We start from the raw sequence: 21,582 nt of genomic DNA, 5'->3' as shown, positions 1-21,582 counted from the left end.
AAAATGATTTGGTTGTCCGTAAGGCCTGTATTAAAATACTTTTAGTAACTTGAAGCCTTATTCAAACCAGCTGAAATCTAACCAATATGAAGTTCACTTTGCTTTATGAAAATCTGCGAATAGCCTTAGGTTCAATCAGAACCAATTTACTGCGAACTATTTTAACCATTTTGATAATCGGCATTGGCTTAACCGCTCTCATTGGTATTTTAACAGCTATTTCTTCCATCGAAGCAACCATCAGCAATAAATTCACCGGGATGGGCGCCAATTCATTTACCATTGAAAATCGTGGAATGAATGTGCAGATTGGAAAACGTAAGCTGCGTAACAAGCGCTTTGGCTCTATTACTTTCAAAGAAGCGATGCAATTTAAGGAAGAGTTTGATTTTCCGGCTATCGTGGCTGTATCGCATATAGCTACAGGTGCAGCTACTGTAAAGCATGAATCCGATAAGTCAAATCCTAATGTGATGGTCATTGGCGTAGATGAGAACTTCCTGGATGTGGAAGGTCATAACATCAGTTTAGGTCGCAATTTTACACAACAGGAAATAAAAGATAACAGGTATGTAGCCATATTAGGAAGTGCGCTAGCTAAAAAAGTATTTCCTAATGATCAGAATCCGGTTGATAAGGTGATTGTATCGGGAGGAGCCAAGTATAGGGTGATTGGACTGCTAGAAGAGAAAGGTGCTGGTTTTGGTTCACAAAGTGATAATATCCTGTTATTACCTGTTACCAATGTCAGGCAGGTGTTTAGCCGGCCAAATATGTCCTATAAGATTGTAGTAAAAGCGAATGATAGCGGGCAGGTAGATGTGGCTATTTCGGAGGCAACAGGCTTATTTAGAGTGATTCGCCGTTTAACAGTTCATGATGAAAGTAACTTTAATGTGAACAAGAGCGATAACTTATCGCGACTATTGATAGAAAGTACTGGCAGTGTGACACTCGTCGCCTTTTTCATTGGCTTAATTACCCTACTAGGTGCAGCTATTGGTTTGATGAATATCATGCTGGTGGCCGTAGCTGAGCGTACGCGCGAGATTGGTATTCGAAAAGCCATAGGCGCCAATTCTAAGGCTATCAGAAATCAGTTTCTCTTTGAATCAATTATCATAGGACAGCTTGGTGGAATGATAGGTATAGTGCTGGGTGTACTTGTCGGCAATTTGATGTCAATGGTGATGAAATCTGATTTTATTGTACCATGGGGGTGGGTGCTTGTAGGTATCATCGTTTGTTTGGTGGTAGGTGTCCTGTCTGGATTAATGCCCGCCATAAAAGCTTCCAAACTGGATCCTATTGAATCGTTGCGATACGAGTAATAATTAATTATGTATTGCAGATAGGGTTATTCTATTAGGCTCAATGTGTGAGTATCTCTGCTTGCAGGTTTCATTTTGGCATTAATTTCAGAAATTTCTGATTGGAAGATAACCTATTGTTTAGCAGTTTAATCATGTTAATTAACGTGAATAATAGTAGCTCATTTTTAGGTGTTTCATTAAAAAAACTTAAAACAAATCGCAACTTAAGTAAGGAGGGCGACGTATGCCCGGGTATATCATGTCTCATAATCATGGTACTTTGGGGTTATTTAGTGTAGGTGGTTATATAAATCATTGGTAATAACAAGTGAGAGTTGGACGGTATCTTACATCTCACCTAACATTAACCAGCATGAAAAGGATATATCTTTATCTTCTTCTGTTGACTGCGGTATCTGCAGTGAACGGACAAATTGGTCGTGAATTTTGGTTTGCTGCACCCGACATTTGGGAGGGGTATGGCGATGCGCCACTAGTGTTGCGCGTTACAACCTTTGAAGAAGCGGCAACTATTACAGTTTCTTTGCCGGCTGAGGGTGGAAAGATACTTAGTACGCAAACGGTTCAGCCCTATTCTCATCTGGGTATAGAGCTGAATAAAAATGACGTTGAGAACTCACCGGCTAATCAGGTAAATAATAAGGGGTTGCTTATTTCGTCAACCGCCGATATTGCTGCTTATTATGATATAAGTGCCGCTGATAATCCGGATAAATTCATTTTAAAGGAAGATAAAGCCCTGGGCTTTGAGTTTTATGTGCCAGGTCAAAATAGTTATGGTAACTGTATTGATTACAGCGGCAAGGCCAATGAAAAGGCCGATATTGTGGCTACAGAAGATAATACCACTGTCACTATTACGCCGGCCGTTGATGTTACCGGCCATGCAGCAGGGGTGCCGTTTACAATCACCCTGAACAAAGGTCAAACCTATTGCATTGAAAACCGAAATATTGCCCCTGCTTCCACATTGGCTGGCACACATATGATGGCTGACAAGCGCATTGCTGTTACCGTTTCAGATGATGCGATAGTGGAAGATGTAAATAGTTTTCCAAAGGACTTGATAGGTGATCAGCTGGTGCCTGTTAATGTGATTGGCAACGAATACATCGCGATGAATACCAGCAAAGCTTCTTCCAGTTATAAGAATCAGAATTCAGTGCAAAAAATATTTGTATTGGCCATTGAGGATAATACGCTGGTGTTTGCCAATAATACCACTAAGAATGCCAAAGCCTTGAATAAAGGTGAAATAGCTGAGTTTGATATTTCGGATCATGCCCTGTATATCTATGCCACCAAAAAAGTTTATGCCTATCAGCTGACTGGTTTGGTCAACCCCAATTCATCTACCATTGCCAATGAGATTGGTAGTGCCATTCTGCCAAGTTATAGTTGTAATGGTTCCAGTAGTGTGTCATTTACAAGGGTGTTTAACCGCGATTTTTGGGTCAATATCATTATCAAGAGGAAAGATGTTAAGAATTTCATTCTCTACGATAATAATGGCAATGATATTGGCGTGACTAAGTATATAAAGAGTTGGCAAACGGTGCCCGGACAGGGAACGGGTCAGGATGCCTGGGTGTGTTGTGCCGTTAATCTGGATGAATTAAGTACAGGTGTTCCATATCGCCTGGAAAATACCAGCGGATTGTTTCATTTGTGTATCCTCGATGAGAGTGACTCAAAAAAAGCAGATGGAGGAGGAGCCAGCTTTGGCTATTTCTCATCTTATAATTCGTTTTATGCTGCAGGTGCCGGCGACAAATGCCTGGGCGAGGAAATTCTACTGGAAGCAAAGGAGGGCATGAAAAATTATACATGGTATTCGGTTGAAACGGGTAACCAGGTGCTGTCAACTGACAGGGTGTTAACAGTTACCGAAGGAGGTAAATATTGGGTGGAAGCCGAAGTGGCTTTTGGCGGTTGTATTATCGCAGATACGCTTAATGTCAACTTTCTATTCCCCGAAGTTGATTTGGGTAATGATACAACTGTTTGTCAAGGCGAGGTGCTCGACTATGAAGTTGAAGATGCATATAGTGCTTATTTATGGAGCAATGGAGATACCAATCATCAAACCCAGATAGTGGCGGATGGTAGTACCTCTGAATTAAACGTGATTGTAACGGATGCGATGGGCTGTACCAATAGCGATACCGTGCAAATTGATATTTCACCGGTACCTGATATTGTGCTGGATGCAACCACTGTTTGTGAAGGAACAGCAGTAATTAATACTACTGGATTTGAGCGATATGAGTGGCGTTACAATGGAGTTGTTTTAAATGAAGATGAATCTCAAAACTGGATTATTCCTGCTCAGAGTGGAACATATACAGTAACTGCCTGGACGATTGATGAATGCTCTGCCAGCGTAACCATTGATATCACGGTGCTTCCTTTGCCTTCTTTTACCTTAGCAGATCAAACCGGGTGCCAGGGAAGTGTTGTGACCATTGACGGACCTGCAGGTTTTGTAAGTTATAACTGGAGTACAGGCGAGCAAACACAGTCTATTGATGTGAGTACTGGCGGTAATTATTGGTTAGAAGTAACTGATGCTAATGGTTGTTTGGCTCGCGAAGAGGCGCAACTTAGCTTACATGAACCGCTTTATATCGATTTAGGGCCGGATAGGGATGAGTGTGTAGGAATAACATTGACCATTGGTAACGAATCAAACTATACCGGATTTAACTGGACCTTTGAACCAACTAATAACCCCGGCACCATTGAGAACTTGAACCCAATACCAGCACATGAATATCAGATAACCAACTCTACTGTTGATAATAGTGGTAAATATCGGGTTGAAGCCATGGATGTTAATGGTTGCCCGGTGAGTGATGATGTGAATGTTGCTTTTTATACCACCAATCCTATCGACCTGATTATTACCAAAGATTTATGTGATGGTGAATCGGTTGATGTTATTGCCAGTGAAGGCTATGATACTTATTCATGGACAATTGATAACATCTCAAGGCCTGAATTCGATAATCAGAATAGTATTACCAATGTATCATCAGGAGCCGTTTATGAAGTAATTGCTACTTCTGGAACTTGCACAAAACGTAACGAGATAACGGTAGCTGAGCATAGCTTACCAGAGGTTAAGCTGCCAGACCTTTTCTCGCTATGCGATGGTCTTGAGCAGGAGTTGATGGTAGAAAGTTTTTCTTCGCCTGATAATGCCAAATTTGGCTACTTGTATTGGAATGGAAATGTAAATAGTCGTTATAGTGACTGGCAAACCGCGTCCCTTAAGGTGTCATCGCCAGGTTTGTATTCAGTAACCGCGGTGGACGAGTATGGTTGTGCAGCTACTGACGATGTTGATGTTAATAGTATGGCTACCACGCCACTCAACCTGGTTTCGCCTCCGCCAGCGTGTGATAATGAGACTGTTGATTTACCCAATGCACCGGCTGATGCGCAGAGCTACAGTTGGTACTGTTTAGGTGCTTCGGGGGAAAGTCATCTGGCAGATAATACACCGCTTACAATTGATGCATCTGGTACCTATGTTCTAAAAGTAGTTGATGTCAATGGGTGTGATGTGTCTGATGATGTGGTGGTAAATATCTATTCATCACCTACGGTTGACTTAGGTGATGACATTAGTGCTTGCGGTGATATTAGCATTGGAGTTTCACCTAAGGAAAGCTATACACAATACCAGTGGAATGATAATCCAGCTTTAAATACACAGAGTCTTTTGGTTACACAATCAGGTGCTTATAAACTTGAAGTATTGAACCGTTATGGTTGCCGTGCCGAAGATGTGGTTAATGTGTCCTTATTTGAATCACCAATAGTTGAATTAGAAGATTTTACAGATTGTGCAGGTACATTGGCAACGCTTTCTGGCCCAGCTGGCGACTATCAATACCTCTGGAGTAATGGTGCTGTTAGTCAATCTGTCACTGTGGGCAATGGATATTATACGCTTAAGGTGACTGATGTTAATGGTTGTAGCAGTACAGCAGATGCTTCTGTTGTGTGGCGTCCGGTGCCACAAGTTGATTTGGGCCCCGATATGATTATTTGTCCGGTTGATAACTGGGTGCTTGATGCCGGCAATGGCTATGCCTCATATCTGTGGCATAATGGTGCCACCTCGCAATTTATTACAGCCAACCTAATGGATACTGTCAATACAGTAGTGGTGACCGATGAATTTGGGTGTACTGGTTTTGATAGCCAAACGCTTAAGCATAGGGTAGCTCAGCCTATTGGTCTGTTGTCTGACACTTCAGTTTGTTCTTTCAATAGCATATGGATTGATGCTGATATGGGCTTTGAACAGTACGAGTGGAGTACCGGAGAAGTGGTGCCATCTGTGGAGTTGGATGCCGCCGGCACTTATTGGCTACGTGCATTTGATGGATGTGTGTGGGCGAGTGATACCATGCAGTTGGTTGTTCATCCAACACCGATGATTGCTTATCTGGATACCTCTATTTATGCTCAGGCAGTAGTAATGGCCGACGGTGGTACTTCTCCGTATTGGTATGCCATAAACGATGAGGATTTGCAGGAAAGTAATGTATTTAGCAAATTATCTAATGGTGAGCATATTTTCTATGTGGAAGATATAAATGGCTGTTTCGCCACAGACACTTTGTTGCTCGATAATGTTTTGGAAATAGGGGTACCGCCAGTTTTAACACCTAATGGCGATGGATACAATGACACCTGGCATATTAAAGGTCTCGATAAACTGCCTGATTCAATTATTCGTGTATTCGACAGGTACGGCAAGTTGCTTGTAGAATTCTATGCTTCTGATCCGCCATGGGATGGTAAATATCTTGGAAAACCACTTCCTTCTGATGCTTATTGGTACGTCATTCAATTGAAACCAATAGATAAGATAATGAAGGGACACCTAACAATTAAACGATAAATCAACCAAAATTAGTTGCAGTGCGGAAGTTTGGGGTTATAATAGTTTTACTCATAACTATTAAGGTGAGTTATGCTCAGAAGTATTATCTGACTAATCAATATGTCTATGATTTGTTTCAGATGAATCCAGCTGCTGCTGCGTTTCATAAAAATTGTTTTACGGCAACAGGTATCTTTCAGAAACAGTGGTTTGGTACCGATTTGGCCCCAACATATCAGGTATTTAGTTTTCAGATACCTGTGCTGGAACAGATGGGATCAGGAACCTATGTGTACAATGACAGAAATGGCTATTACAAAGAGTTAGGTATACATCAGGCTTTTTCATATGAGTTACAGCTCAAGAAAACAAAACGTAGGGCCATGACCTTGTCTTTTGGCCTGGCTTTTTCACTTGAGCAAAGTTCTTTACAAGTGCAGGATTTGCTGGACCCTGATTATTTTGATCCAATACTTAACGGGGGTAATGAAAGTGGCTGGGGTTTTAATGCCAGTACTGGTGTGCTTCTGAAGTACAATGATTATCATCTGGGAGTGGGTATTACCAACTTGCTGCCCCAAAATAACCGTCTGTATGCGCATGAAGATGAACCTCCATTAACAACTGATATTCATATCCATGCAGGAAGTAGTTTTAAAATTCCGGATAGGGATTTTTATCTTGAGCCTACTTTCCTTTATCGCCGCAATATGTATGTTGATAGTCGTTTGGATGCCAATTTAAAGTTGTACATGCCAACGCCAGATCCGGATTGGGCTACCTGGGGTTTGGTGTCGTATCGTCATACTGCAGAAGATAAAATTGGTAAGTCGCTGGGTATGGCTGTTACAGGTGGGATTGTTTACAAAAGCTTTAGTGTAGGACTGGAGTATCAGTTTGGATTAACCAAAGCGCGTTCGGCATATGGAAATACCTACCAGCTTGTGGTCAATTATCGTGTTTGTCGAGATAAAAGCAAGAGTGCCATCCCGTGTTCAATTGAGCGACGTAATAAAAAGCACAATTACAAGTTCTTGAGCTACTAAGTACTTGCCTTTGATAGGATTTAAGAAGAGGAATGATTGTTCATTTATTATCGATAAAAAATGAACAAAATTTTAGCGCTTAGGTTTAAGGAGTATGGGTGATTGATATTTATTAAAGGTATTGATTTCCTAGGTTGATTCTATATCTTAAAAATGAACCTATGGCATTTTATCAGTTAAGAAGGCAGCAGCATCTAAAGTCCGATCTGCAAAGTGTTTGGGAATTTGTTGCCAGCCCGGCCAACCTTAAGAAAATTACCCCTGCATCCATGGGCTTTGATATTGTTACCAGACATATGCCTGCCCAAATGTATGAGGGAATGATAATCGAATACAATGTAAAGCCGTTTCCTATGTATCGTGCTAGATGGGTCACCGAAATTACTCACATTAAACAAGGGCAATATTTTGTTGATTAACAACGAATTGGCCCCTACAAAATGTGGCATCATGAGCACTGGATAGAGCAGACTGATAATGGTACTTTAATGACAGATATCGTGAGTTACAGTCCGCCTTTTGGTATCTTGGGGCTTATTGCCAACGCTTTGTTTATTAAGAAACGCTTAGCAAGTATATTCGATTACAGAGAGAAGATTCTGACCAGGCATTTTAGTCAGGTGCAGGTTAATGTATAGAGTTTGAATTTATGAAACTATTCTTAGTAATATTGATTGGTATGGTGGCGATTACAGGCGAAAAAACGATTTATGATTTCTCCAAAAACGACAATGCATCAGGGTGGCAGGTAATTAATGATGGCGTAATGGGCGGGATGTCAAAAGGGTATCTTGCAATCAATAATGCAGGAAATGGCCTGTTCCATGGGTATGTTTCGCTCGAGAATAACGGAGGCTTTTCTTCTGTCAGATACAGGTGTGAACAGGTGAATGTAAGTCCTTACAGTACTGCAGTTATTCGCTTAAAGGGGGATGGTAAGCGTTACCAGTTCAGGGTAAAAACCAATCGGGAAGACCGACATGCATACATACAGTATTTCAATACCACAGGTGATTGGCAGTTAATAGAAATTGATTTAGATAAGATGTATCCAACCTTTCGAGGAAGACAACTCAATATGCCGAACTATCCGGTTTATAAATTGGAAGAAGTGGCTTTTTTAATAGCTAATAAGCGAGCTGAAGCATTTCAACTGGAGATTGATTATATCCGTTTAAGATAGATGTAGGAGCATATTGACTTTATATTTCGACCCGCTTGTTCAAACTCGAATTATATGTTCGTTGATGTTTATTAATTGAAATCAACTATAAAAATGAGCTTTTCCTAAAAAGGTATTGACAGAACCTATATTCTCCCTTATTATGAGTTGGCTAACATACCAATTCATCAATTTTGATTCATTAGTGGGTTCAGGCCATCATTAGTATTTGAAGGTTTATTAATAGGTAGGACAATTTTTAAATTCTCACATTAAGGTTTAGGGTACTTAAACGGTTGGAACTTAAATCTGGCATTAATGGTGTTGCCTGTTCCTTTTATGCAGAAATGTTCAATGTACTAAAAAAGGCTCCCAGTATTGGAAGCCTTTCTTATATGATTGAGAGAATCAATTATTTTACTGATTCCATGTACTCGATCAATTCACATACTTTAGCTGAGTAACCCATTTCGTTGTCATACCATGATACAACTTTTACGAAAGTGTCAGTTAAAGCGATACCAGCGTTAGCGTCGAATACTGAAGTTTGAGTTTCACCGATGAAATCGTTAGAAACAACAGCGTCTTCAGTGTATCCTAAGATACCTTTCAATTCGCCTTCTGAAGCTTCTTTCATAGCTGCACAAATTTCAGCGTAAGAAGCACCTTTAGCTAAGTTTACAGTTAAGTCAACTACTGATACATCAGGAGTTGGTACGCGGAAAGCCATACCAGTTAACTTACCATTCAACTCAGGAATTACTTTACCTACAGCTTTAGCAGCACCAGTTGATGAAGGGATGATGTTTTGACCAGCACCACGTCCACCTCTCCAGTCTTTAGCTGAAGGACCGTCAACAGTCTTTTGAGTAGCAGTAGTAGCGTGAACAGTAGTCATCAAACCGTCAACAATACCGAACTTATCGTTCAATACTTTTGCGATAGGAGCTAAACAGTTAGTAGTACAAGAAGCGTTTGACACGAAAGTCATATCGTTAGTGTACTTAGTGTTGTTAACACCCATTACGAACATTGGCGTGTCGTCCTTAGAAGGAGCAGACATTACCACTTTCTTAGCACCAGCGTCGATGTGACCTTGTGCAGTTTCTTTTGTTAGGAAAAGACCAGTTGACTCAACTACGTAGTCAGCACCTACAGCACCCCATGCAATGTCAGCTGGGTTTCTTTCAGCAGTAACACGGATTTCGTCACCGTTAACAATTAATTTACCGTCTTTTACTTCAACAGTACCGTCGAAACGACCGTGAGTTGAATCGTACTTCAACATGTAAGCCATGTAATCTACATCGATCAAGTCGTTAATAGCAACTACTTGAACAGTTCCTTTAGCTACAGCCTGACGGAAAACGAAACGTCCGATACGGCCAAACCCGTTAATCCCAATCTTGATTTTTGACATTTTATTGCTTTTTTAAGAATTGTTTTAATAAGGTCTTCAAAAATGCAACGCAAAAGTAGCAATTCATAATTAAATCATCAAGAAATCAGAAAATGATTTTCTTAATAAACTTTAAAATGGAGGAATAAAAATTGTAATTGAAGAACAAAGAGATAGGTAGGCTCGCTACCATAAAAAAGTAACATAAAAGAAAGAACCTGCACTTTCTCTTATGTTACGCTTAATGCTTTTTCAGACTGTGTTATTTAGGCTCGTGCAGTGTTATTGTCAACCACTACTTCTGCTTGTCCGTAGGCCGGACAATCTTGAGTACTTTTACATGAACTCATCCCCAACACCAATAAAAATAAAACAGCGGCAATCAACGAAATCTTTTTCATTTTTCTATCCTTTACTTTGTCTGTAAAATTAGGAGATTATTCCAAATCTCCAAAATGTTTTAGTTTACAAGACTGTAAACGAGAAAAGTAAAAATGGGTTACGTTAAAAGCATAGCTTATTGGGCAACGGCCGGGATTTCTTTGTGAAAGCTACTTTTTTTTACATGAATGAAAAAAAAGAGGCTGTCGTTTGACAGCCCCTGTATCTTAATCTTCATCATTCTTACTTCTCTCCGGCCAGCGAATCGTTTCATCATCGACCCATTCAGGTCCAATCTGAATCGAGGTAATTGCCTCTTCGTCCAACCAGATGTTGATATTCTCTTTCTCAAATGTATACAGCTCTTTATCATCAAAGCCATCCTCTTTCATGTCTTCCATCTCGTAGTCTTCCATTTTTAGCTCCTTTACGGCTGCTAAAAAGTCCTCTTTTGACATGCCTACTTTTATCTTGTCATAAAGAATAAACTTGTCGTTCTCAAATGAGATTTCAACTAATTTGTAATCTGCTTCCTTGTCGAAGGACATGGAAATACCCATTTCATCGAAATAAAGCACATTTGCTTCGGCACCTTCACCGTAGTCTTGTACTTCCGTTTCATCGGGATCGCCAAGATAGCTTGATACTTCATGTTCTTCCATCCCGAATTTGATGTTGCCGAATCCTATGTACGGCAAAATGGCTTTTGGTGTCATTTTATTATAAATAAATTAAAAAGTTAACGTGGTAAATATAGAAAACCCCTTTGATATATTCTACTGTATTTGTTAAGAGAATTTTAAAAGATGTTTGATGACAGAAGACGAAGCTGCTCTGAAAGGCAACTTCTGTCTTCTGTCACTGGGTTTTTATTGCATTATTTCCATTGAGGAATGCGGCCGTTGGTATATGGTGCATTTAAAGCATCAAGCTGTTGTCTTAGCTCAGGCAGCTTCATTTTAGCAATTTGCTCTACTTGTTTTAATACCGGCGGGAATTGCTCTTTAAGTATTTCAAAACTATTTTTTGAAGTACTGGTAATGTCAGATGTACTGTTAATCTGCGCCCAAATGATACTATTAAGGCGGTTCATTAGCGGCATCTCAGCGGGAGGAATTTCTTCCCAGCTGGCTTTAGCTTTCAAACCTCTGAAAGCAAAGCGAATCTCATCTAGTTCATTTTCCAACTCAGTTAACGCAGGCAATAGCTGGTTATGAGCATTAGCTATTGATAGCGCTGTTTGCTTCATGCTAGCTACTTCTTCCCTCATTTCGTTAACCAAAGTAAGCGTACCATTCATCGCTTTGGATAGTTCACTCACTTCTTTCTGGAAGGCCACCATTGCCGCACGATTTTTAGCCGGAAGCGTTGTGTTATTCAGCGCTTTTACTTCAAACTCAGCGGGACCAGCCAGTTGTGTTGCAACGCCATTCTGTACCTGGCTTATTTCGATGGTGTAAGTTCCGGGAAGTACATACACGCTGCCTTCTGATTTTTTGAACGGATCGAACTTTTTAGCTTTAATAATTTCAGGGCTGTCGTATTGTAAATCCCAGTTAAAACGTGTGATGCCTTTGGCTGGCTTTTTAGTAAATGTACGCACTACGCTGCCAGTCTCATCTTTAATGGTAATAAGCTGGTAAGCTGGTATTTCTTTTTCTTCCGCTTCTAAATCAGACCAGCTTGGTTGAGGAATGCGTTCGCTTTTCTCAAATAGCTCTTTCTCTCTTTTGTGGCGCAACTCTCTCTGTGTTTTAGGCGTATCTTTCTGGTAAAATGTGAAAGTTGCACCAAACTCAGGGTTAGCAGCGCCGTAATAGGTTGCACCCTGACCATATATTTTATCTACCTGCATAAAAAGCAGCGCCTCTTTAGTGGCAAAAAGGTGTGCATCTTTCTCTGGCAGTTGGTTTGCCAGTTCGCGTAATGGTGCATAATTGTCAAGTACATAAAAACCACGACCAAATGTGGCTAATACCAAATCACTTTCACGTTCCTGAATGGCCAGGTCTCTAACAGCAATAGTTGGTATTCCAGCTTTTAACTGTACCCAATTCTGGCCTTCGTCAATGGTAAAGAAGATGCCAAATTCGGTACCTGCAAATAGCAATTCAGGTTTTTCAGTATCTTGTTCAAGCGTGTGAACAGTGCCATTTTCTGGTAAATTGGATGCTATTGAAGTCCAGGTTTTACCTTTGTCCGAACTCTTCAGTACATAGGGTTTGAAATCATCACTTTTCATGCCGTCGAATGTGGCGTAAACCACGTTTTCATCGAAACGAGAGGCATAGATATCGCTAATATAGGTATGAGCCGGTACTCCAGGGAAGCTGCCTGCTTTGTGCCAGGTTTGTCCATCATCTTCGGTTATCTGAATAACTCCATCATCACTACCCGCATATATTAATCCGGCTTTTACAGGAGATTCGTCCATAGATACAATTGTATTGTACTGCGATGTAGATACATCTTTGGCTACTGCATCAATGCTCCAGTATTTTTCCATTACCGGCCATGTGTTACGGTCAATCTGAGCAGTCAGGTCATCCGATATCACTTCCCAGGTGTTACCACGGTCGATACTTTTAAATACTTTGTTGGCTGCCATGTAAATGGTGGTTGGGTTATGCTTACTCAAAATCAATGGCGCATTCCAGTTCCAGCGATAAGTGAGTTCATCTTTGCGTGGTTGTGGTTTGATGCTGATTTTTTCTCCGCTTTTCTTATCGTAACGCACAACATTACCATATTGCCATTCGCTATAAACAATGTCAGGATTGGTGGGATCAACACGTGACCAGAAGCCATCGCCAAATACTGTTACAATCCATTCGCCTGAAGTAACGCCAAATTCAGACGTGTTACGAACCGGGCCTCCCAATGTAGCATTGTCCTGAGTACCTCCATAAATATTGTAGAAAGGAGCTTCATTATCAACTGTTACACGGTAGAATTGTGTAACCGGTAGGTTGCTTACCTGGCGCCATGCATTTCCTTCGTCGTAGGTCATATACACACCACCGTCGCCACCAATCATCAGGTGCTTATTATCATTGGGATCAATCCAAAGGGCGTGATCATCCACATGTCGATCTTTGGTGCTCAGTTTAGACCAGGTTTTTCCACCATCTTTAGTGACGTGTGAAAAGGTTTCAACCGAATAGACTTTATCAAACTCAACCGGATCACAGTAAATCTCGTTGTAATACTGACCACTCGAATGGTGGTCGCTCATTTTACTCCACGACTCGCCACGATCTGTTGTGCGGAAAAAGCCGCCTGATTCATTGGCTGCTTCTGCAATCAGGTACAAAACATCCGGATTTTGGGGAGAGATGGCAATACCCATTCCACCAATGTGTTCAGATGGTAAGCCATTCATGATTTTACGCCAGTTCTGACCGGCATCGGTTGATTTGTAAACAGCAGATTCGGGACCACCACCTACTTTGGTATGAACATGTCGGCGTCGTTGTTCAGTAGTAGCATACAGAATATCCGGGTTGCGAGGATCGCAAATAATATTATTAACACCGGTGTGCTGGCTGATGTCCAGTACTTTTATCCAGTTTTCACCACCATCGGTGGTTTTATAGAGGCCACGGTCGCCGCCACTTCCCCAGGCAGAACCTTCAGCAGCTACATACACAACGTCGGAGTTGCGCGGGTCGATCAAAATCATACCAATCTGGCGTGATTCTTTTAAGCCCATGTTTTTCCATGATTTACCGCCGTCGACTGTTTTGTATACTCCGTCTCCATAGCCAAGTGCACGCTGGTGATTGTTTTCGCCAGTACCGGCCCACACTACATTACTGTTATTAGGATCCATAGCCAGACAACCAATCGAATAGGCACCATACTTATCAAATACTGGTTCGAATGTGATGCCTTTATTGGTTGTTTTCCAGATGTTCCCGCTGGCAACTGCTACATAAAATTCAGAGTGATCGTTGGGGTTAACTGCAAAATCGGCAATTCGACCAGAGGTAAAAGCAGGGCCGATGTTGCGAAATTTAAGACCAGAGACTAATTCACTGTTAATAGGTTGTTTGTCTTCTTCAGCTTTTTGGGTTTTTTTCTTTTGGGCTGAAGTGTTCAGTGAGCAAAGTAAAAGAGTACATGCTAATACAGTGCTGACCAGCTTACTGAAATGGTTCATCTTATTATGATTTGGGTTTGAAATATTTTAAAACCGAAAAGATAAGGATAATAAAGAAGAATGCATGGTTGTTATTTGCCAAATATTTCTTGTCCCAATAGAAAGGCAAAGGGCTGCAAGATGCAGCCCTTTCAATACGTTTACAAGTGTGCGATAGGATCGGGATCTCCATCCGGGTCGTTATTAACATAGCCATCGGTTGACAGATTATTGGTTAGCAACAATAATCCGCAAACATGTGGAGCGGCCATTGATGTGCCGCTGAGTGTTGAGTAGCCACCGTTTTTGTAAGTTGATTCAATACTATAGCCTGGAGCACAGTAGTCAACGCTAGGTCCGTAATTTGAGAAATAGGCCCAGTTGTCGTTAATATCCATGGCTGAAATGGTATAAACATTTGGTCCGTTTACACGGGCAGGTGAGTGACTATTAGCGTCATCTGATTCATTACCGGCTGCCAAAACAAACCTCAATTGTGATGAGGCGTTTAATACGGCTTCATCAAGTGTTGTTGAGATGCCTCCGCCTAAACTCATATTGGCTACATCGTTTGATGAAGCATTGGCTGCAACATAATCAACACCGGCAATTACGCCTGAAGTGCTGCCGCTTCCTCTCCGATCAAGTACTCTCACTGGAACAACAGAAGCACCCGGTGCTACTCCAACAACACCGATGTTGTTATCCAGAGCTGCCACTGTACCAGCTACGTGCGTTCCGTGGCCGTTTTGGTCATCAGGCGTGTCTTTAGGGCCCAGGAATACCGCTGCTCTTTGGGTATCAACATTTAAGTCCGGATGATCCAGATCGATACCGGAATCAATTATCCAGGCTGTTTTGCCAGCACCACTTACGGGGCCGCCAACGCGTGTTATGCCCCACGGAGTTATTTGGGTAGGATCCTCACCGCCACCTGGCTTGCCCTTTCCTGAAGGAGGAGCCAAGGCAATAATTTTATCAATTTCTACTCGTAGCACACTCTCTTCATTTTGTAGGATGACTGCTTCCATTTCTGTCAATTCCATTGCAAACCCTTTAACAGCTTTCCCGTATAGGTGCTTGAATTGTTTCGATTTAATTTTGTTCTTTTTCAACAGTTTATCAGCATGTTTAAATACCTTCTCCTTTTTGGCGTAGTACGATTCACCTGCTACATCAAAGGTGGCGTCTGATTTAAACACTACAATGTAACTGTTGAGTTCTGTCTTAACACCCTTTAGTTCGGGTGTTGCTGTATCCTGTTCTTGTAGGACGATTTGGTCTTTTTCACAACCGAAAAATAGCATGGCTGATATGGCGATAGCGCATGCAAAAAAATAATTTCTTCTCATGTTTTTGACGATTTTAAAATTAATTGAGGTAATTAACGGTAAAATATTCATATTGTCAAGTAAGAATTTTCTTCAAATCTTTATTTTATTTATTAATAGGCACGAAATGAGGGGAGTGTGGATATTTATTTTAAAAATACTAGAAAAATAGTTGCAATACTAGAAATATAGTATTAGAATTGTAGTAGTTGTAATTTTAACCTTTGAAGGATATTAATATTTTTTTATAATCAAGTGATTGTTACGATGAAACAACTGACAAAAGCGGAAGAAGAAGTAATGCAAATCCTATGGAAGATGAAAGAAGGGATGATAAAAGATATACTGGAAGGATTTACAAATAAGCAGCCAGCATACAATACGGTAGCAACAGTATTAAAAGTGTTGAAAAATAAAGATGTTGTAGATTATAAGAAAGTGGGCAATGTTTATGTGTATTATCCAGTAATTACCAAAGAGGAGTATTCGTCGTTTCAGATGAAACATCTTCTGAAGAATTACTTTGGCGGAAGTTTTACTCGTTTGGCTGCTTTTTTTGCTAAGGATAATGACATGTCACTGGAGGATTTAGAAGCCATGTTAAAAGAAGAGGATACGCAACATCTAAAATAGGAGCCATGGAATTATTAACTTATTTAGGTCGCTCAATTGTAGTACTGTTGCTGTTTATGGCAGTTTATCGCCTGTTTTTAAGGAGCGATGCTCATTATTCAGCCAATAGGTACTTTCTGTTGTTTGGTTTACTGGCTTCTTTTATAATGCCATTGGCTCAGCTACAATATACGGTGTTGTTGGATGTGGTTGAGCGATCTGAACTTTTTACACCAGTAGCACCTGGTGCAGCTGTTGAAGAAACTATTATTGCAGAAGAAGTCGCAGGTGTCAATTGGATGGGAGTCTTATTGTATGTTTATGCAGCCATTACCATATTCTTTGTACTTAGGTTGTTGGTGCTGTTTGGTAAATTGCTTCGTTTGGCTCATCGTTCGGAGAAAGTGGAAATTGAAGGGGTTATCATTTGTATCAATGAGCAGGTTGATGAACCCTTTGTGTTTGGTAATCGCATATTTTTGAAAGATAAAAATTACCTCTCGCCTGAGAATGCAGAAATATTGGTGCATGAGCGAGTGCATTTATTGCAGTATCATTGGGTAGATGTGTTTGTCAGTGAACTATTGATTGCAGTGCAGTGGTTTAATCCACTGGCTTGGTATTATGCCAGAATTGTTAAGCAAAATTTGGAGTTTCTGGCTGATCAGGGTGTGTTAAAAAAGGGCTTCAAACTAGAAAAATACATTCAACACATAATTTGTGAAACAATGGGAGCGGAAGTGTCAGTGCTAGCCAATCACTTCCGGTTCTCCCAAAATAAACGACGACTAAAAATGATGAAAAACGACAAGAAATCCAAATGGCGACTGTTGAAGTTGCTGCTGGTACTGCCTGTTTTGGGCGGTTTGCTTTGGGCTTTTAGTGAGCCGGTGTATGAATATCCTTCTAATCCTGAATTGATAAACGACAAAACTGATCAGGAGAAGAAAGATAAGTTTGTTTTGAAAGGATATGTGGGAGAGACTGATACGATGAAAGTTCGAAATCCAAAGACAAATACTTATGAAGTAAAAATTGTAGAAGCCGGCAATCCGCTTCCAGGCACAAGTGTAATAATCAAGGGAACGACAACCGGTACTGTTGCTGATATAAATGGTAGCTTTGAATTGTTGGCATCAGAAGGTGATGTTTTAGTATTGTCATTCGTTGGTTATAATACCAGAGAGATAAAGGTGATGGAAGGAGAGGATTTGTATGTAGCAATGTCACCTACCGCCTATGAGCTTGATCCTTCACCTTATCGAGCCAAATACAAAGGTAAAATGGTGCCTCCTCCGCCACCTCCTAAGGCAGCTAAGAGCAAGGCAATGGTGCCTCCGCCACCTCCACCACCTGCGGATGGTGATAAACCGGTTTTTTATGTAGTTGAAGATATGCCAAGCTATCAAGGAGGTATGGAAGTTTACTTTGCTAATTTATATACAAGCATTACCCAAGCTAAAAACAAAGCTAACTTGAGTGGAACCATTAATGTGCAATTCACGGTTAATGCCAAAGGTGGTATATCAAATATTAAGGCCTTGAACAGGGCTGATAAAGATGAAGCAGCGCAGGCTGTTAAAATAGTATCTGCATTAAAAGAGTGGCAACCCGGCGTGCAAAGGGGTAAAGCAGTTTCGACTACCTTAGTAGTGCCTGTTGAGTTTAATTAATGTGTTATAATTAGCTATATAAGGGCAGTGTAAAATAGAATGCACTGCCTTTGTTTAGTTCACTTTCTGCCCAGATTTGTCCCCCATGCATTTCAATAAATTCTTTACAAAGGCTAAGGCCGAGTCCAGTGCCTTGTTCGTTATGCGTGCCTTGGGTCGAAAGATTCTGATCAATCCTAAATAACTTGGGGATATTATCTTCAGCTATGCCAATGCCATTATCTTTTATGGTAAAAGTTATATGCGTTTTGTTAGGATGGCAAGAGAGTTCAATGTGTCCTTTTTTATCAGTAAACTTGATAGCATTGGATAAGAGGTTTCTAAAAACCGAGCCAATCATATATCTGTCAGCAAAAACTTGTGTTGTTTCAGGTATGCTCTTCTTAATAGCAATATCCTTTTGTTTGTAATTGGCCTCAAGGGCTTTTAACTCCTCATTCAACACATCACAAATATCAAGGGTATTGGGCTTGTAGTCAATTTTGCCACTTTGCGAGCTGGACCATTCAAGCAGGTTGCTGATTAAGGCCATAGCCTGTTGTGAAGATTTTTGTATGCTTCTGGCTGTTTCTTCAATATCACCTTTATCTATAGCTTTTGAGACCAATAGGTCACTTAATCCCAGAATGCTGTTGAATGGGCTTCGTAAATCATGTGCAATTATTGAAAAGAACTTATCTTTTGTCCGATTTAATTCTTGAAGTTGCTTTTCACTTTCCTTTAAAGCTTTTTGGGCCACTATACGCTGCGTTATATTATTGGCAAAAAATGAGGTGCCAATAACCTGATTGTTGCTGAGGATAGGATTCATTGATACTTCGACGTAGTATACTTGTTTGCCAGTATCTATTTCATCAATGAACGAAAAGCGTTCATTGTTTAATGCCCGGTCGTATCGCGGTTTCCAAACTGGTTTCAAAACCTCAGGTAGGGCCTCAAGTAGGTTATTTCCCCTGATAAGTTCCACTCCAAAACTTTTGTGGAATTCACTTTTAAATACAGAGTTAGTGAAAAGGATATTGTAGTTAGTGTCAATGGCCCAAATAGACTCTAACGTATTGTCCATAATAGCCAGCATATTGGTGTTGTTTTCAGCAAGAGCTGTTTCTACCTGTTTTTGATTGCTAATGTCTATACTTAAGGCCGATACGCCTGTTACTTTATTATTGGTTAATACCGGATTGAGTGAAACCTGATAGATTGATTCAATACCATTGTTGGTGTTGGTGAATTCAAAATCTGTTTTTTGACCTGTTAAGGCAATGTCGTACTTCTCTTTCCAGTATCTTGCTAATTCAGGTGGCAGAATGCTCAGCGCTGAAGTACCTTTTTGTAAGTCAATACCAAAAGCCTCTTTGTAGGCTTTGATGAAAAAGTTATTGAGAACAACGTAGTTGTAGTTGGTGTCAATGGACCAGATGGATGCATCCTGGTTATTGATTAGTGAATTAACCTTAGCCTCTGATGCTTCAATTAGCTCGTTGTATCGGCGATAGCTTTCAAGCTCTTTTTGCAACTTTTGGCATTCGTTAATCAGCTCCCGGTATGTGGCTTCTTTTTCGCTCAAGATATTGGAAATAGGTGTAATCCCTAAGTAACTGAATTAACATGCTCATACCCACTGAAAGGTGTTCTTCCATGCTTGTGAATTGTGTTAATTCAGCTGCTTATAAATTGAAACAAAAATATTGAGAAAAAGATTAACTCATTCAGCACTTTTTAGCTATAAAAACCCTTAAAACTTCAGAAGCAGATATAGTCAGTTACTCTTTTTGAAGGTTTAATGGTGAAGAAGACAGCTGACACGTATGAAATTACTTTTGTTTATAAGCTGTTTTTAGGTTTTTAAGTATGGTAAAGCCACGATCAACATCCTCATCATTAACAATGATGGTGAACTCATTGGTGGTTGAGATAACTTCTTTAATATTGACACCTTCCCAGGCTATGGCCTTTAGTATGTGATAATAAAAACCTGTTACCTGCACATTGTCAGCTGGTAGCTTTAGTGTGATGGCTGATAATTCTCCCTGTTTAAGCAGGCAATCTTCTTCTGCAAAATATTTTTCAACCAATTCTTCATAGGCAGAGCTTACCACGAGGTTGGATTCAAATACCCCACGCACCAGTGTGTAAAATACATCCTGGTGGTTGCTTATTTCCTGCATCACTTTAGTGTGGCTGTTGAAAATGGTATTACTATTGCGGAATGTGTAATCTGTCAGGTTGGAGCGTACAATAATATCACCCAATGATTCCAACAGTTTCTGTAGATTGCGGTTGAGCGAATAATCAAGCTGTGGCGTTAGTCTGTTCAGAGCCATTACTATGGCACCTTGTTTCACTGGCTTTTCGGTTAGTTTTTCCACCATGGGCTGAATCTGTCGAGCTAAGGAGGAGATGTTTAATAATCCTTCGCACAGAGCTTCAATAACGAAAGGTTTAACTTTAATAACTGATTCAACGGCTTGACTTACTGTTTTCATGGTTTTCTGATATTTTGCCACAAATATATGCAATGTTAAGATATTAACAAAGTGTTATAAAGAAGTTTTTTTTGTTGAAAAACTTTTATAACCACAAAGCATTTGATATTTTTGACACTTGATTAGAAGGAATAGTATTTGGTCGAAACAATATAAGGATGAAAAAATTTGATTTGAAAGGCTCTATAGTAGCAATTGTTACTCCCTTTAAAGATAATGGCGAGATTGATGTGGACGCATTTGATCAACTGATTGACTGGCATCTGGAGAGTGGTACAAATGGATTGGTTGTATGCGGAACAACTGGTGAAACACCGGCGCTAACAGGGGATGAAGATGCCTTTTTAATTGAACGCGCAGTAAAAAAAGTGGCAGGGCGCATACCTGTTATTGCCGGAACTGGCAGTAACTCAACCCAGGAGTGTATTAAATATACGCGCAAAGCTGAGGCCATTGGTGTTGATGCTGTGTTGGTAGTAGGTCCTTATTACAATAAACCTACTGAGAAGGGGATGTACATGCACTTTGCCACGGTGGCCGAAGCTGTTGATGTACCAATAATACTTTATAATGTTCCGGGTCGCACCGGGTCAAGTATTTCTGTTGATAATGCCATTAAGTTGGCCAATGCCTTTGAAAATATAGTTGGTATAAAAGAGGCATCGGGCGATTTATCACTTTTTACCGAGTTGATTGCGCGCAGACCCGATAATTTTCTAGTTTATAGTGGCGATGATTTTCTGGCTGCTTCAGCCAATGTTTTAGGTGCTGATGGTTGTATCTCGGTAATAGCAAATGTGGTACCTCAGCAGTTTGCTCAGCTTATGAATGCATCTTTGACAGGCAATGTAGCTGAGTTGAATACAGTTTTTTATAAATACCGCCGATTAATGGATTTGATGTTTATTGAGTCAAATCCCATTCCGGTTAAAACGGCTTTGGCCGAGATGGGTAAAGTAAATGAAGTGTTTCGTGCTCCAATGTGCAGCATGGAAGAAAACACTAAAACTGCGTTAATAGAAGAGCTTAAAAAACTAAATATTATTTAGATAATTTAGTTGTTGTTGGATTGGATAAAAAAGAGTGTTTCAACGGAAACACTCTTTTTGCATTTTGA

16 protein-coding genes are annotated in these 21,582 nt (G+C 40.4%); 9 read left to right on the top strand and 7 right to left on the bottom strand.

Annotated elements, in window-relative coordinates:
- Positions 1-86: 86 nt before the first annotated feature.
- The 6 genes from KDU71_RS01375 to KDU71_RS01350 all read left to right on the top strand — a co-directional run bounded on the left by KDU71_RS01375 (position 87) and on the right by KDU71_RS01350 (position 8,463).
- A complete protein-coding gene (locus KDU71_RS01375; protein WP_212188097.1) occupies positions 87-1,331 on the top strand; it encodes an ABC transporter permease in 1,245 nt (414 codons plus the stop codon).
- Between the two features lie 355 nt (positions 1,332-1,686).
- Entirely contained in the window at positions 1,687-6,252 is a 4,566-nt protein-coding gene (locus KDU71_RS01370) for a T9SS type B sorting domain-containing protein (RefSeq protein ID WP_212188096.1), read from the top strand.
- Between the two features lie 20 nt (positions 6,253-6,272).
- Positions 6,273-7,280, top strand: coding sequence for a PorP/SprF family type IX secretion system membrane protein (locus KDU71_RS01365; protein WP_212188095.1), 1,008 nt, complete (start codon positions 6,273-6,275; stop codon positions 7,278-7,280).
- A 161-nt stretch (positions 7,281-7,441) separates the two neighbouring features.
- Entirely contained in the window at positions 7,442-7,699 is a 258-nt protein-coding gene (locus tag KDU71_RS01360) for an SRPBCC family protein (protein ID WP_212188094.1), read from the top strand.
- Between the two features lie 21 nt (positions 7,700-7,720).
- Positions 7,721-7,918, top strand: a complete 198-nt coding sequence (locus KDU71_RS01355; protein WP_212188093.1) for an SRPBCC family protein — start codon at positions 7,721-7,723, stop codon at positions 7,916-7,918.
- Between the two features lie 11 nt (positions 7,919-7,929).
- The gene (locus KDU71_RS01350) at positions 7,930-8,463 is read left to right on the top strand and encodes a CIA30 family protein (RefSeq protein ID WP_212188092.1); all 534 of its coding nucleotides are present in this window, start codon (positions 7,930-7,932) and stop codon (positions 8,461-8,463) included.
- A 391-nt stretch (positions 8,464-8,854) separates the two neighbouring features.
- On the opposite strand, the gene gap is transcribed toward KDU71_RS01350, so the two are convergent.
- From gap to KDU71_RS01330, 5 genes are all read right to left on the bottom strand, one after another.
- Positions 8,855-9,862, bottom strand: a complete 1,008-nt coding sequence (gene gap / locus KDU71_RS01345) for a type I glyceraldehyde-3-phosphate dehydrogenase (protein ID WP_212188091.1) — start codon at positions 9,860-9,862, stop codon at positions 8,855-8,857.
- Between the two features lie 245 nt (positions 9,863-10,107).
- Complete coding sequence (locus tag KDU71_RS23140; RefSeq protein WP_262898234.1) at positions 10,108-10,242, bottom strand: hypothetical protein; 135 nt, start codon at positions 10,240-10,242, stop codon at positions 10,108-10,110.
- Positions 10,243-10,449: 207 nt separating this feature from the next.
- On the bottom strand, positions 10,450-10,938 hold the full coding sequence (locus KDU71_RS01340) for a hypothetical protein (RefSeq protein WP_212188090.1): 489 nt from the start codon (positions 10,936-10,938) through the stop codon (positions 10,450-10,452).
- A gap of 161 nt (positions 10,939-11,099) precedes the next feature.
- The gene (locus tag KDU71_RS01335) at positions 11,100-14,384 is read right to left on the bottom strand and encodes a YCF48-related protein (protein WP_212188089.1); all 3,285 of its coding nucleotides are present in this window, start codon (positions 14,382-14,384) and stop codon (positions 11,100-11,102) included.
- A 140-nt stretch (positions 14,385-14,524) separates the two neighbouring features.
- The gene (locus tag KDU71_RS01330) at positions 14,525-15,715 is read right to left on the bottom strand and encodes a S8 family peptidase (protein WP_212188088.1); all 1,191 of its coding nucleotides are present in this window, start codon (positions 15,713-15,715) and stop codon (positions 14,525-14,527) included.
- Positions 15,716-15,961: 246 nt separating this feature from the next.
- Here KDU71_RS01330 and KDU71_RS01325 point away from each other — a divergent pair, with 246 nt between their 5' ends.
- Both KDU71_RS01325 and KDU71_RS01320 read left to right on the top strand, forming a co-directional pair.
- Positions 15,962-16,327 carry a BlaI/MecI/CopY family transcriptional regulator gene (locus KDU71_RS01325; protein ID WP_212188087.1) on the top strand — a complete coding sequence of 122 codons (366 nt, stop codon included), beginning with the start codon at positions 15,962-15,964 and terminating at the stop codon, positions 16,325-16,327.
- Between the two features lie 5 nt (positions 16,328-16,332).
- The gene (locus KDU71_RS01320; RefSeq protein ID WP_212188086.1) at positions 16,333-17,979 is read left to right on the top strand and encodes a M56 family metallopeptidase; all 1,647 of its coding nucleotides are present in this window, start codon (positions 16,333-16,335) and stop codon (positions 17,977-17,979) included.
- Positions 17,980-17,989: 10 nt separating this feature from the next.
- On the opposite strand, the gene KDU71_RS01315 is transcribed toward KDU71_RS01320, so the two are convergent.
- Together KDU71_RS01315 and KDU71_RS01310 are read right to left on the bottom strand one after the other, a co-directional pair.
- Positions 17,990-19,546 carry a sensor histidine kinase gene (locus KDU71_RS01315; protein ID WP_212188085.1) on the bottom strand — a complete coding sequence of 519 codons (1,557 nt, stop codon included), beginning with the start codon at positions 19,544-19,546 and terminating at the stop codon, positions 17,990-17,992.
- Positions 19,547-19,793: 247 nt separating this feature from the next.
- Entirely contained in the window at positions 19,794-20,465 is a 672-nt protein-coding gene (locus tag KDU71_RS01310) for a hypothetical protein (RefSeq protein WP_212188084.1), read from the bottom strand.
- Positions 20,466-20,623: 158 nt separating this feature from the next.
- Here KDU71_RS01310 and dapA point away from each other — a divergent pair, with 158 nt between their 5' ends.
- Positions 20,624-21,514 (top strand): 4-hydroxy-tetrahydrodipicolinate synthase, encoded by an 891-nt coding sequence (dapA, locus tag KDU71_RS01305; protein WP_212188083.1) that lies wholly within the window; start codon positions 20,624-20,626, stop codon positions 21,512-21,514.
- The last annotated feature ends 68 nt before the right edge of the window (positions 21,515-21,582 follow it).

This window comes from Carboxylicivirga sediminis, assembly GCF_018156225.1.
GTDB lineage: Bacteria > Bacteroidota > Bacteroidia > Bacteroidales > Marinilabiliaceae > Carboxylicivirga > Carboxylicivirga sediminis.
Note: the sequence above shows the minus strand (reverse complement) of the source record. Positions and strands in the feature narration are given on the sequence as shown.